Annotated in this window: 9 protein-coding genes; 3 read left to right on the top strand and 6 right to left on the bottom strand. The window is 60.6% G+C overall.

Annotated elements, in window-relative coordinates:
* Positions 1 to 5 precede the first annotated feature (5 nt).
* Entirely contained in the window at positions 6 to 1,034 is a 1,029-nt protein-coding gene (locus OH491_RS26005; protein WP_068769709.1) for a Gfo/Idh/MocA family protein, read from the top strand.
* 4 nt (positions 1,035 to 1,038) lie between these two features.
* Here the strand turns inward: OH491_RS26005 and hisD are convergent, their stop codons facing one another.
* The 4 genes from hisD to OH491_RS25985 form a co-directional block, all read right to left on the bottom strand.
* Entirely contained in the window at positions 1,039 to 2,331 is a 1,293-nt protein-coding gene (gene hisD, locus OH491_RS26000; RefSeq protein WP_068768355.1) for a histidinol dehydrogenase, read from the bottom strand.
* A gap of 289 nt (positions 2,332 to 2,620) precedes the next feature.
* The gene (locus OH491_RS25995) at positions 2,621 to 4,378 is read right to left on the bottom strand and encodes a DUF262 domain-containing protein (protein ID WP_342750760.1); all 1,758 of its coding nucleotides are present in this window, start codon (positions 4,376 to 4,378) and stop codon (positions 2,621 to 2,623) included.
* Between the two features lie 10 nt (positions 4,379 to 4,388).
* The gene (gene guaA, locus OH491_RS25990) at positions 4,389 to 5,936 is read right to left on the bottom strand and encodes a glutamine-hydrolyzing GMP synthase (protein ID WP_068768356.1); all 1,548 of its coding nucleotides are present in this window, start codon (positions 5,934 to 5,936) and stop codon (positions 4,389 to 4,391) included.
* Positions 5,937 to 6,278: 342 nt separating this feature from the next.
* Positions 6,279 to 7,274 carry an NAD-dependent epimerase/dehydratase family protein gene (locus OH491_RS25985; protein ID WP_068768357.1) on the bottom strand — a complete coding sequence of 332 codons (996 nt, stop codon included), beginning with the start codon at positions 7,272 to 7,274 and terminating at the stop codon, positions 6,279 to 6,281.
* A 22-nt stretch (positions 7,275 to 7,296) separates the two neighbouring features.
* On the opposite strand from OH491_RS25985, the gene OH491_RS25980 reads away from it, so the two are divergent.
* Entirely contained in the window at positions 7,297 to 7,836 is a 540-nt protein-coding gene (locus OH491_RS25980) for a DJ-1 family glyoxalase III (RefSeq protein ID WP_084442023.1), read from the top strand.
* A 57-nt stretch (positions 7,837 to 7,893) separates the two neighbouring features.
* Entirely contained in the window at positions 7,894 to 9,399 is a 1,506-nt protein-coding gene (locus OH491_RS25975; protein ID WP_068768359.1) for a dihydrolipoyl dehydrogenase family protein, read from the top strand.
* A gap of 117 nt (positions 9,400 to 9,516) precedes the next feature.
* Here the strand turns inward: OH491_RS25975 and OH491_RS28355 are convergent, their stop codons facing one another.
* Together OH491_RS28355 and OH491_RS25970 are read right to left on the bottom strand one after the other, a co-directional pair.
* Positions 9,517 to 9,681 carry an excisionase family DNA-binding protein gene (locus OH491_RS28355; RefSeq protein ID WP_425429183.1) on the bottom strand — a complete coding sequence of 55 codons (165 nt, stop codon included), beginning with the start codon at positions 9,679 to 9,681 and terminating at the stop codon, positions 9,517 to 9,519.
* 402 nt (positions 9,682 to 10,083) lie between these two features.
* Entirely contained in the window at positions 10,084 to 13,644 is a 3,561-nt protein-coding gene (locus OH491_RS25970; protein ID WP_068768360.1) for a hypothetical protein, read from the bottom strand.
* Between the last annotated feature and the right edge of the window lie 2 nt (positions 13,645 to 13,646).

The raw sequence follows: 13,646 nt of genomic DNA, 5'->3' as shown, positions 1-13,646 counted from the left end.
TGGGCATGAAAACAAAATCCAGCCGCGTTAATGTTGCCGTCGTCGGTCTCGGCTACATGGGCGTCACGCATCTGCGGGCGTGGCAAAAAATCCGCAATGCGCGCATCGTCGCCGTCTGCGACGCCACCAGGCTGCCGGAGAACGGCGTGCTGCGGGGCGTGGCGGGCAATATAAAAAGCGATTCGGGCGGCCTGGATTTGGGCGCGAAATTAAAAACATACCGCGAGCTTGGGCCGTTGCTTGCCGACCCGGAGGTGGATCTGGTCGATATATGCACGCCCACGCCGCTGCATCCGGGGCAGGTCATCGCGGCGCTGAGGGCGGGCAGGCACGTGCTTTGCGAAAAGCCGCTCGCGCGCACCCCGGCGGAGACAAAAAAAATCCTGCGCGCGGCCTCGGAATCGAAGGGATTTCTCATGCCCGCGATGTGCATGCGATTCTGGACGGGCTGGCGCGAACTCAAGGAACTCGTCGAAACCCAAAAATACGGGCGCGCGCTGGCGGCGGCTTTCCGCCGCGTCTCGCAGAGGCCGGCTTGGAGCACGACCAACACCTACGCGGGCGCGGACATGGGCGGCGCGTTGTATGACCTGCACATCCACGACACCGATTTCATAAATTATATTTTTGGCCGTCCGCAACGCGTCCAATCACGCGGCGTGATTTCCGCGAACGGCTCAATCGAGCACGTGGTGACGCATTATATTTATCCGGGCGGACCGCTCGTAAGCGCGGAGGGAAGCTGGCTGCACCAGGGCGGATTCAGCATGGGCTTTTCCATTAATTTCGAGCGCGCGACCATCGAGACCGATTTTGCGAAGGGCGGCGCGTGGCGGCTGTCGGAAGCCGGCAAAAAGACGCGCGAGGTGGCTTGGCGCGGGCCGGATGGCTACGATGCCGAGATCCGTTACTTCGCGGACTGCGTGGCGCGCGGGGTCCGCCCGGAGGTTGTCACGGCGCAGGATGCGCTGACGACGCTGCAAATCTGCGAGGCCGAGGAGAAATCGGTGCGCGCAGGCGCGAGGGAGCGTTGACCGCTCAGCAACGGATTTTCACGGAGCGCCCGTGGGCGTCGAGTTTTTCCATGGCGGCGAACACGGAGGTGACCTCGCCGCCTTTTTTCACCGTGCCGGGACCGTAGCGGACGATGCTGGTGCGGCGCATGAAATCGGTCACGCGCAGGCCGCTGGAAAAACGCGCGGTGCGCGCCGTGGGCAGCACGTGGCTGGGGCCGGCGGTGAAATCGCCGAGCGCGGTCGGCGTGTGGTTGCCGAGGAAAATCGCGCCGGCGGTCGTGATCTCGCGGAGAAGTTTTTTCTCGGCGGCGGGCTTCACGATGATTTCGAGGTGCTCGGGCGCGACGTAGTTGGCGACTTGCGCGGCCTCGGCGAGACCGGCGGTCTCGATGGCCGCGTAGCCGTTGGCGAGGACGGTCTGCGTTTTCCCGGCACGGGTGATGAGTTTCAACTGGGCGTCAATCTCGGCGTTGACGGCGTCGATGATCTCGCGGGACGTGGCGACGAGGTAAATCTTCTCGCGGCCCGAGCCGTGCTCGGCCTGGGCGAGGAGGTCGGCGGCGACGTAATCGGCGCGCGCGGTTTCGTCGGCGATGACCATCAGTTCGCTGGGGCCGGGAAGCGAGTCCACGCCGATGACGCCGAAAACCTGGCGCTTGGCCTCGCACACGTAGGCGTTGCCGGGACCGAAGCATTTGTCCACGGCGGGAATGCTGGCCGTGCCGTAGGCCATCGCGCCGACGGCCTGCACGCCGCCGACGCGGTAAACCTCGGTCACGCCGACCAGGTGCAGCGCGGCGAGGAGCGCGGGGGCGACGTGCCCGGAGGAATCGGACGGGGTGAAAACGGCGATTTCCGGGCAGCCCGCGGTCTTCGCGAGCGTGGCGGTCATGAGCACGGTGGAAACGAGCGGAACCTGTCCGCCGGGGATGTAGAGGCCGACGCGGCGGATGGGGTCGAACTTCTCGCCGACCTCGGCTCCGTGCTTGTTTTTGCCGAGCCATCCGGCGGGGAGGTTTTTGCGGTGATAGGCGGCGATGTTCTCGTGGGCGGCGAGGATGGCCTTGCGCTCGGCGGCGGCGAGGGTCTTGGCGGCGGCGGCGAGGTCGGTCTCCTTCACGCGGATCTCGCGGGCGCGGAGCTTCGCGCCGTCGAACTTGGCGGCGTAGTAAACGACCGCCTCGTCCCCGCGCGCGCGGACGTCGGCGAGGATGGCGGCGACACTGTCCTGGATTTCCTTCGGCGCGGACGCGGCGCTGCAAAACGCGGCGAGTTCGTCGGCGAAGGATTTGGAGGTGGTGGAGAGGAGGAGCATGGATAGGGAGGGGAAGTTGTGAGAAATTGAAAAGCAAATGGATTAGCGGTCGGGCAGGGCGTTTGCAATCACCGCGTGCGCAATGTCAAAGAGAGCATAAGACTGACGATATGAAGCGAACAGGGGACTTGCTTAATATGGCGTTCATTTTGATTTCGTCCGTCTGGTTTCAGGAAATCAAGGTTGCTCTCTATGAAGAGCAGGTTGCGCCACGATTTATTCCATTTAGACATCTGGTCTTCGGATTTTTTGAGCGCACACTTGCACTACTTATTCTATTATATGCACGTTAGATCATCGGTTTGTAATCTTTCAGCAACCCCTCCGCTTCGAGATAGGCAATGAACCTGTCGTGTATCTTCCGGTCGCGCTCCATGATATCCTTTTCGGTGAAATCGTCTTTCTGTGCCAGCTCACAATACTCGATAATCATGCTCGCTGAATGCCTATTGCCCTTGGCATCAGCATAGCCGTTGTAATAACGCTTCTTGTCTTGAAATTTGTAATCCGCCGCACGGATATTGATGGATTTTTCGAGCAATATCTTGTTACCCAACTCTTCGAGATTATCCGGGTTTTCGAGCTTGTTTTCCTTGTTGTGCCGTTCCTTGGCATAGATGTGTTCGATGTCGAAGTCGCCATCATCGGAGGATGGCCGCTTCTGCCCGTCAAAGGTGAACGCATACCATGTAATCAGCGAACGGGTCACCGTCCTGTTGTTCGTGAATTTGTAGTTCTCCAACACCCTGCGGATATGTTCCGTGTCAAACTTGAAATCCGCAAAGTCGCATTGCTGCTTTCTATAGATTTTCAGCATTTCAGCATAGACGGGAGTGCGGAGCGCGTTCACGCCCGGATTGGTAAGCGAGTAGGCGAATATAAACGCTGTAATTTTCGACAGGAAATTCTTGAATCCGGCATCATCCAGATTGCCCGCCTCGTCCCGATATGACAGAAAGTAGACAGTGGTGAAATACTCCCACATTCCATTGGGCGCGTATTTCAGCACAAACAGCTTTTTCAGCACATCCTCGGAGAACCGCTTCTCGTCCTGTTCGGCCACTGCCTTCCAGAAAGCCAAAAGTATCCTCAGGTCGCCAATCGTGTGATCTGTGAGCAGACGGCGGTATTTGTCGGCCTCATAGAATTTGCGAAGGGCTTCAGTCGTGGTCGATTTGTTGCCCTCGGATGCTCTAACGTAATACATGTATTTCGTGAACAACTCATCCATCGGAGTGCCATTGATGGGATGGAATATTTTCTTGGTGCCGGAGGACAGTTCTTTCCAGTCGTCGATGAAGTCGGCCTTTGTCCCCTGCTTTTCGTAGTATTTGTAGAACTGCGCCTTGAAGATGTCGGCGTCCGCAAGAGGCAGTCCACGGTCGTTCAGCGTAGAGAAAATTCGGAGGGCTGTGTCTTGCGAATCGGCTTCTATGGGCAAGAGGATGCAGTTGTTGAGAATCCGCGCGGGCAGGAATGGCAGATACGAGGGGTATTTAGCGATGAAGCTGTTTATTTTTTCTTCAAAGAACCGATAGTTTTTTGCGTATTTGCTATGCGCCGTTTTGACTGGAAGTCCGTGTTTCAGGAGGGAAAGAAACTCCTCTTTCTCGTCATCGGTGGCCACCTCCGAATCAATTTTCAGGTTTGCCATGTCTGCGTTTCCAAACTCGTCCGTCATCCAAATGCAGGTGGAGATATACTTTCTCATATCCTGCGAAGCGTTGTCCTTCATATACCCGAACTTGTCGTAGAACGCCCGCAGCAGGAGCAGGATTGTGGTCAACCGCTGCTGGCCGTCAATCACCTCGGATTGATGGTTGTCGTTCTTGTAGGTGACGATAGCCCCCAGAAAGTATTCGTCGTTTTTGTTGAACGCGTTCACGTCGTTGTCCGGGAACGCAAAGGTGAATATGTCATCCCAAAGAGTCTGGCACTCATCTTCCTCCCATGCATATGGACGTTGATAATCGGGAATCAGGAAATTCGCGGACTTGTCAGCCAGCAACCCTTTAATGTTCTTTTGGTCTACGTTCAGCTTGCTCATATAATTCGGCTCACTCCCACTCGATCGTCGCGGGCGGCTTGGAGCTGATGTCGAGGACGACACGGCTCACGCCGCGGACTTCGTTGGTGATGCGGTTGGAGACTTTTTGCAGAAGCTCGCGGGGAAGGTCCGCCCAGTCGGCGGTCATGGCGTCTATGCTCTCGACCAGGCGCAGGGCGATGATGTCGGCGTAGTTGCGCTCGTCGCCGATCACGCCGACGGATTTTACCGGGAGATACACGCAGAAGCTCTGCCAGATTTTATAATACAGGCCGGCGGCCATCATTTCCTCGAGGAGAATGGCGTCGGCCTCGCGGAGGACGTCGAGGCGCGGCTTGGTGATTTCGCCGATGACGCGGATGCCGAGGCCGGGGCCGGGGAAAGGCTGGCGCCAGACGACTTCGCGGGGGAGACCGAGTTTTTCGCCGACGCGGCGGACTTCGTCCTTGAAGAGCTGGCGAAGGGGCTCGACGAGCTTGAATTTCATGCGCTCGGGCAGGCCGCCGACATTGTGGTGGGACTTGATGAGGGCGGCGGGATTGTTGCCGATGGCGACGCTCTCGATGACATCGGGGTAAATGGTGCCCTGGCCGAGGAACTCGATGTGCTCGCGGGTTTTGAGTTCGCGGGCTTTTTTCTCAAAAATTTCGATGAAGGTGTTGCCGATGATCTTGCGCTTTTGCTCGGGGTCGGTGACGCCCTTGAGCCGGCGCAGGAAGATGGAGGAGGCGTCCACGACGCGAAGGTCGATTTTGAAATGCTTCGCGTAGAGTTTTTCGATGTTGGCGGTCTCGTCCTTGCGCATGAGGCCGGTGTCCACGTAAACGCAGACAAGCTGGCGGCCGATGGCCTTGTGGAGGAGCGCGGCGGCGACGGAGGAATCGACGCCGCCGGAGAGGGCGAGGAGGACGCGGCCCTTGCCGACCTGGGCGCGGATGTCGGCGACGGTGTGCTTGATGAAATCGGCGGTGGTCCAGTTTTCCGACATGCCGCAGACGCCGAAGACGAAGTTGCGGATGATGTCCATGCCGTGCTCGGTGTGGTAAACCTCGGGGTGGAACTGGATGCCGTGGAAGCGGCGGCGCGCGTCCAGAATCGCGGCAAACTCGGAATTTTCCGTGCGGGCGACGGCGGCGAAGCCGGGCGGGAGCGCGGTGAGTTTGTCGCCGTGGGAATTCCACACGTTGAGCTTGCGCGGGAGGCCGGCGAAGAGCGGGGATTTTTTGCGGATGCCGAGCGAGCCGAGGCCGTATTCGCGGCGCTGGCTTTTGGCGACCTTGCCGCCAAGGAGCTTGCCCATGAGCTGCACGCCGTAGCAGATGCCGAGCACCGGGACGCCGAGGTCGAAGATGGCCCGGTCGGGCATGGGCGCATTGGATGCGAAGACCGAACTGGGGCCGCCCGAGAGAATGATGCCGGCCACGCCGTCGTCGCGCAGCACTTGGGCCGGTGTTTCGAAGTGGTAGATTTTTGAGTAAACCTGACACTCGCGAATGCGGCGGGCAATGACCTGCGTGTATTGGGAGCCAAAGTCGAGGACGGCGATGGTTTGTGGCATAAGGTTGATGAGGCGGGCTTTGATATGGGAATGAAAGCGAAAAATCCAACCGGTTGACCGGGACGGGTGCAACGAGATTTTGGCGGGAGGCGGGTCCGGGGGTTGCAACTCAAAGTGATGTCACCGCCGGAATCTTTCCTCTTTATTCTTTATCTTTCCTCTTTCTCCCTGCCCGTGCCTGACGAAAGATAAAGAGGAAAGAAGAAAGAGGGAGTGACTCAACTTTGAGTTACTCCCGGGTCCGGGGGTTGCGCAAAATCGTTCTCGTTCTCTTTTTCAAAACATCGGGAAATCGGAAACGGAAGCGGAAAAGAGAGAACGAGTAAAAGAACGAAAACGATTTTATCCGCCTGCCGAGCCACAACAATCATCCCGCCCATCGCCGGAAGGACGCGAAAGAACCGGCGCATATCCTTCGCGGAATGTCGGATAACGCAAGTGCCAGTCCAATTGGGCCTTGGCCCGGCGGTTGGCGATGAGGCGGTGCAACAATGCGCCGCGCCGTCCGCCCGCCGCGACGCCGGAAAAACGCGGGGCGGCGCGGCCGAGCTGCCGGGCCAGCCAGCCACAGATTTCGCCGCGCGTGGCCGCGCTGTCGTCCGCGATGTTGAAAACACCCTGCGCCTCAGGACTGGAAAATGCCGCCCAGATCGCGCCGACGATGTCATCGCGATGGACAAGATTCATATAATAATCACCGCGCCCCGGCAGCTCATCCGCCCCGTCGCGCAGTTTGTCGAGCAACTGGTGCCGCCCCGGCCCATAGATGCCGGCGAGCCGCAGCACCGCCACGCCGCGCGCCGTGCCCTCCGCGTGCATCGCGAGCGCGAGCCGCTCGGCCTCCAGCAACAACCGCGCGCGTCCGTCGCCCCCGCCCCCGGTTGCTCGTCCGTCGCACGGCGCCTCCTCGCCGACCACCGCGCCGCCGGTCTGCGGATAAACCGCCGTGCTGCTGGTGTAAACCAACATGCCAATCCCTCTTTGGCCGGGGCCTGCCAGCCCGCGCATTTTTGCCGCCCAACCAGCCACGGAGCGCATGCCGTCCACGTAGCTTCTGCGATATCCCTCCAGTCCGCCGCCGCCCGCGCTCACGCAATTCAAGACAAAATCCGCGCCGCGCTCCGCGATGCGCCCATGCCACGCGTCGTCCGCCAGTTCGCCGACGACCGCATCCACGCCCGCCTCAGCGAGGACGCGGGCCTTTTCGGGATTGCGCGTCAACGCCGTCACTCTCATCCCCCGAGCCGCCGCTTCGCGCGCCACCGCACCGCCCACGTAGCCCGCGCCGAAAACGACCAGCCGCCTGCCCAAAAATTTTCCGGGTGCATCTGCGCTCATTTTGAATATGTTCATTAAAACCATGCCCACAGTTCTCGCCATTTTGCCAGAGGGTTTTGAGGAAATCGAAGCCGTCACGCCCATCGACCTCCTGCGCCGCGCCGGCGTGGAGGTCACCACGGCCGCGCTGGCCGACGACACGCCGGTCACCGGCCGCACCGGCATCACCGTGCGCGCCGACACGACGCTCGCCCGCGTCGCCGGCAACACTTACGACCTGCTTTTCCTGCCCGGCGGCCCCGGGGTGAAACACCTGCGCGCCGATCCGCGCGTGGCCGCGCTCGTGAAGGCCCAGGCCGCCGCCGGACGCTGGCTCGCCGCCATTTGCGCCGCGCCGACCGTGCTCAATGACGCCGGGCTGCTCGCCGGACGCCGCCACACCGCGCACTTCTCCGTCGCCGCCGAACTGCCCGCGCGCCTTGCCGACGAGCGCGTCGTCATCGACGGGAAAATCATCACCTCGCGAGGAGCGGGCACCGCGCTCGACTTCGGGCTGGCGCTGGTCGGGCAACTGATCTCGCCGGAAAAATCGCGGGAAATCCATGCGTCGATCTGCGCGTGAGCGCGCGATGGAGGCTTCCCTCGCCCGGGCTTCTTGCATGAAGATGCGCGGCATTCCATGAAACCATTCGACTTTCTCGTCATCGGCGGCGGCAGCGCCGGATTCAACGCGGCCCGCGTCGCCGCCGGGCTCGGCCAGCGCGTCGCCATCGTGGACGGCGCGCGCGAACTCGGCGGACTCTGCATCCTGCGCGGCTGCATGCCGTCAAAAACGCTCATCCACATGGCCGAGGTGCTGCACCTCGCGCAAAAGGCGAAAACCTTCGGCCTCAAAATTCCCCGCGCCGCCGCCGACATGCGGGCGATGCACGCGCGAAAGAAAAAAATCATCGCGGAGTTCGCCGACCATCGAGCGAAGGCGCTCGCGTCCGGCGGCTACAAGCTCTTCCGCAGCCACGCCCGCTTTGCCGATCCGCACACGGTCGAACTCGACGACGGCAAAAAACTCACCGCGCAAAAAATCCTCGTCGCCACCGGCTCGCGCGTATCCGTTCCACCGATACCCGGGCTCGCGGGGACGCCCGCCTGGACGAGCGACGACGTGCTCGACCTCGATTTCATTCCCGAGAGCGTGCTCGTGCTCGGCGGCGGCATCGTGGCCTGCGAGCTCTCCCAGTTCCTCCGGCGCATCGGCTCGCGCGTCGTGCAAGTCCAGCGCAGCGCGCACATCCTCAGCGACCACTCGCCCGAGGCGTCGGGCGTCGTGGCGCAGTCCTTGCGCGACGACGGCATCGAGCTCTTCGCCGGCACGAAAATCCTGCGCGTCGCCGCCGTCGGCGGCGGCAACAATGACGGGAGCGCGGACATTCCTGTCCGCGACGCGCGTGGAATCGCGGGCAGGAATGCCCGCGCTCCTTTGATAAAAGCCGCCGCCGGCGCGCGCGGCGTCGCCGCCACCTTCGAGCACGGCGGCAAAACCATCACGCGCCGCGCCCGCCATCTGTTCAACGCGCTCGGACGCGAGCCGCTCACCGACGGCCTGAATCTCGCCGCCGCCGGCGTAAAACTCCGCGCCGGCGGGCGCATCGCCGTCAACCGTTTCCAGCAGACCAGCGCGCCGCACATCTACGCGGGCGGCGACGTCTGCGGCCCGCACGACATCGTGCACCTCGCCGTCGCGCAAGGCGAGCTGGCCGCGCGGCATGCGTCTGGCGTTCCGAACCTGAAGCCCATCGACAACGCGCTTCTGCTCAACGTGGTGTTCACCAGCCCGGCGCTCGCCACCATCGGCGTGCTCGAAGGGGAGTTGCGCGAAAAAGGCGTGCCGTTCCTGTCGGCGGGCTATCCGTTCAACGATCACGGCAAGTCCATCCTGATGGATGAGAATTACGGCTTCGTGAAGGTCATCGCCGAGCCGAAACGCGGACGCCTGCTCGGCGCCGAGATCGTCGGCCCGCAGGCGGGCGAGCTGATCCACTGTTTCAACACCCCGCTGGCGATGCGCGCGACGGTTTTCGACATGCTGCGCGCCCCGTGGTATCACCCCACCCTCGCGGAGATCATCACCTATCCGCTGGAAGAGATCGCCGACCGGATCGGCGCTGGTGCCCGGGACAGGACTTGAATCCGATTAACTTACCTAGGAGCAATGCCTTACGGATGTAAACGAGATGTCTTGAGATGTCTGGAAGTGCACTGAAGTGCTTATTTTCAGGCAGAACTTGTCAGAACTCCGGGACGGTCATGCTGCCACGGCTTCCGCCAGCTCAACAAGCCGCCTCAGCTCTGCCAGCCGGATAATGACTCTACGGCCAAGACGGGCAACGCGGAGCCTCTTGGTGGCAATGGCGCGGGCCAGCCATCGGATACTGACGCCAAGGTAAATGGCCGCCTCTTCACGGCTCATGCACTCCGGAGGATTGCTTCGGATGCTCTCTGATCGTGGCTTTGCCACTACCGATGAGGAAGGCTGTCCTTCCAATGCTGTCTTTGACATTCTGATTCCCGCCCTGTTGGGCTCTGTGAGCTTTCAAGGGGCCGGGAGTGTTTGTTTTGCTTTGGTTCATGGGGGAACTTGAGTGGGATTCCTACGCGCCCACACGCCTAGACGCGGTATCGTGCGCGTGAGCGTGTGAGCGTAACGCGTCATGCGCGCCCGTGCGTAGGAAGGGAGGGGGCACGGGGGGAATCTCCGCGCCCCGCTACGTATATATCAGCTCAGATTTTTTCCCCAAGTTGCCCCGCCAGTCCGCCAAGGCCGCCCCTCCGGGAAACCCAGAAGGACGGCTTGGGAACGCTGGCGGTTGGTCTATTGACTATCCAAAAGCTCTTGAAGCTGACGAGCCCTCCCCTCCTTGCGGCGGGTCAAGGCTGATTCAGCGTCAACCTTGAGGGCTTGGTGAAGCTCCGGGAACTCTTTCTGAACTTGTTCCATTGCGCTTCTCCGGTAGCGACTAACGATCTTACCCACGGCTTCCGCCCGTGGGTTGTCCTGAAAGGCGGGGTCTGCCTCCGGGAGCTTCCGATATGCAGTGCTCTTGATGAGCCCTTCCAGAGATTGCCGGAGAGTCTTGCCGTTCAGCTTTACTTCCCCGTGAAGCTCTAGCCATCGGTCAAAGGCGGACTGCCCGGACGGGCTCCGGTAGTCCAGCAATGAATGGCCCCGATAGGTCACCGGGGGCTGACTGAATCCGTGCCCAAGGCGTGCAATCTCGTCAAAGACGGCATCGCCCTTTTCCCGTGAACGGATGAAGGGGTTGCCCCAAGCCAGAGGGGTTTGGGCCAAGGCTGAATCAATGGGCTCTCCCAGAAGATTCCGCTTGGGCTCAACCTTCCGGGCCTGTCCGGGGAGACGGTTAAGCAGGGCGTCAGAATAAGAGCGAACCTCTCTCAAGGCGTTGTCTCCGTCGAGTGTTCCCCTCACTTGGTTGAGGATGTTGGGGACGTAGGAGGCAATGCGTTGTTGAGCGAAGCGTTCAAGGTGTCGTTGAGGCTGGTTGAGGGCGTCAAGAACTTGGGACACCCCTGCAAGGTAGCCCTTGCTGGTGACGTTCTGGGAGAGGGCAACCCCTGCTGTTGCAATGATGGCTTCCAGCCCCTCCGCATTGTGAGGGTCTTGCCGGGCCGCCGCTTCTGACCAATCGGCACAAAGGCCAAGGAACAGGGCAACAGGGTCTGAGCGATGGTAGGAAACGTATGTCCTGCCCCCCTCATCGTTGGGGAAAACGAGTGAGTAGGGCTGCCATCCGGTTGCCATGAGAGCCGCTCTTTCCTTGGGGTCTTCCGGCCCTCTGCCGGTGACCTTTCCTTCAAGGGCGGCTATGGCCCCCATGCTGAACAGGGCTGTCCCCATGACGCTACGGCCTGCCGCTTGTGACCGGACCAGGGCATCCTCACTCGCCATCTCCAAGGCGTGACGCTTCTGGATACTAGAGAGTATGGGGAACTGAACACCCTCCGGCAGCGTCGAGAACGCAAAGGCTCTCTGTCCAGCAAACTTGAGGATGTTCGTGGGTGCTTTGATAAAGGGCAGCACCAGTTGAAACAGGGGATTCCTACGGGCAAGGTTTTGGAGTCCTTGCGTGAACTCCCCAAGCTCACGGGTGAAGGTTGCTTCTTGGGCAACGCCACGGGCAAAGGAGGCGACCCCGGCAAACTCTGCCAGACCGGAGCGGGAGGGGTCCCAATTATCCGCAACGTGCTTCTCAACGAAGTCCGCCTTGTCGATTCCCTGAAGCCCCTTTTCTTCCGCAAGCCGGATGGCCTCACGGGTGACGGCGGCTTCACTGTAAACCTCCCCGGATTGGGTAATGATTTTCTGGATACCGTCGTCAACGTAATCAGAGAGGGCATCCCCGGTGAGCCCCTTTGAGCGTCCCTGATGCCAGAGCTTGGCCTTTGCGGCAGAGCGTCCGTTCAGTTGTTTGAACAGCTCATCGCTGGTGGTGAGGAACCGCATGGGCATCCTCACGGCCTCGCCAAGGAAGTTGACCATGTGGTAGAGACCGGAGAACTCAAGATTCTTGAAGGCCCCAAGGGTCTCCCTGCCCTCCCGGATGAGTCCTTGGCTGGTGAGTTCAGTTCGTCCGGTGATGGTTCCCCAATCAATGGCGTTGCGGAAAGGCTTGGTGTCCGCCAGTTGGGCGGCCCGGTCAAAGACGGGCTCTCCGGTTCTGAACGCTTGGGCTGCAAAGCTGAAAGCGTCCTTTGCCGATTCCATGATGTAGACGTATTGTTTTAGGAAGGCTTGCGAGGCTGGCACGTCCCCACGGAAGAGCGCACCTATAGCCCCTTCAAGAGGCAGGTAAAGCGTCGTGAAGGTATTTCCGATGGCATTTACTATATGGGTCTTTGGCCCGCTCAGAATGCCGTTCAGCCAATACTCATTGTGAGCCCGGAGGAGGCGGCCCCCAAGCGTCTGTTGGTTGGCAATGAGCTTACCGGCCATCTCCGGGGAGGATGCAGCCGCCAGCTTCTCAAGTTCCTTTGAGCAATAGCCAGTGCCCCCAAGTTCGTTGACAATCTGCCGGGCTATCTCCCCGGTCTTTATCTCTTGAAGGCGGATGAACTGGCGGGCCTTCAAAGCCCGGCCCTGGGCTGTTCCAAAGCCGGACACGATTGAGATAAGCTCCGTGAGCTGTTGTTGGGAACGTGCGGCCTGAAGGATGTTCTGGTTGCTCCTGTCTCCCTTCGCCACGAGTTCAGCGTAATACTTCGCCTCCTTTGCAATAGACAGCATTACGTCTGAAGCTGCTATTGACATTGATTGGGCTTTCTGGATGTCCGCGATACTTCCCCGGAAGCCCGCAAAGATGGCTTCCGGTGACTTGTTAGCTATGGTTTTAATGACCGCGTCAGCCTTTGCTAGGGAAACCTCCATAGTCTCATGGGACTTCTTCCGGCCCGCAGCCGCGTCCCGTTCACGAATGAACTCGGCGCGCTTCTCAAGGAATGATGCCATCCCGTCAGAGTCATCCACGAAACGGCCTATGGACTTTTCCGGGGACTGGAAGAGATGCCCGCTCTCAACGTCGAGCCGGGCCAAGCCATCAATGCCATCGTTGGCTAGTTTGGTTTCGGTGGCTTTGGTGACGGAGCCGGGGACTTCCGGGGGGGTGGCGGTGGTGGTGGTGGGGGCTGGCGGGACTTCCTTGGGTTTCTTCTGGTTAATCAGGGCATCCTCAATGTCCGTCTTTGGCGCCGTTTCCAGAATGCTGTTAACGGCTTCTGGCCCCGCCCCTGCCAGCTTCGCTTTGCGGGCCTTGGCATAGGCCTTGAGCCCCTTCATGAATCCATCGGAGAGGGCACCAAGGGCGAGACCTTCCAGCGTGTTTTTTAGCCGTCCCTCTATTTCACTGTCTGACTCATCGGCGGACAGATATTCTGTTACGGGATTGGAGAGGGCCGGGAACTTCTCGACAAGGTTGCTCAGACGTTCCTCATGGCCGTCAAACACGGTGAAGTCTGCAATGGCCCCGGCAGCGGCACTCCGGGCAAGCATGGAGGTCTTGAGGATGCCACCGGCACGGCTGGCGATGCCAAGGCCAGGGACAAACCCAACAAGGAATTGGGCGACGTTCTCCACCAGCTGCCCTCCGGTGGTTTGGGACTTGCCAAGGGGATTCTCGTCCCAATCGGGAAGAGCGTCCCCTGTCAGAGAGTCCGCAAGGCCATAGACGCTTTGGACGGCCCCCGCAACGCCCCGGAGGGGGGCGGCGAGAGTGTCAAGGACTACGGACGGGTTTGGGGTTGGTGCTGTGTCGTCTTCCGGGCGGGAGGCCAAGGAACGCTGGCGGGCTCTTGTCAGTTCTTGGTCGAGGTAATCCTGTTCGCCTTCCGGGGCGGTCATACTGTCGGTTATCATGGGCATGT

Origin of the sequence: Termitidicoccus mucosus (genome assembly GCF_038725785.1) — a bacterium.
Lineage (GTDB): Bacteria > Verrucomicrobiota > Verrucomicrobiia > Opitutales > Opitutaceae > Termitidicoccus > Termitidicoccus mucosus.
Note: the sequence above shows the minus strand (reverse complement) of the source record. Positions and strands in the feature narration are given on the sequence as shown.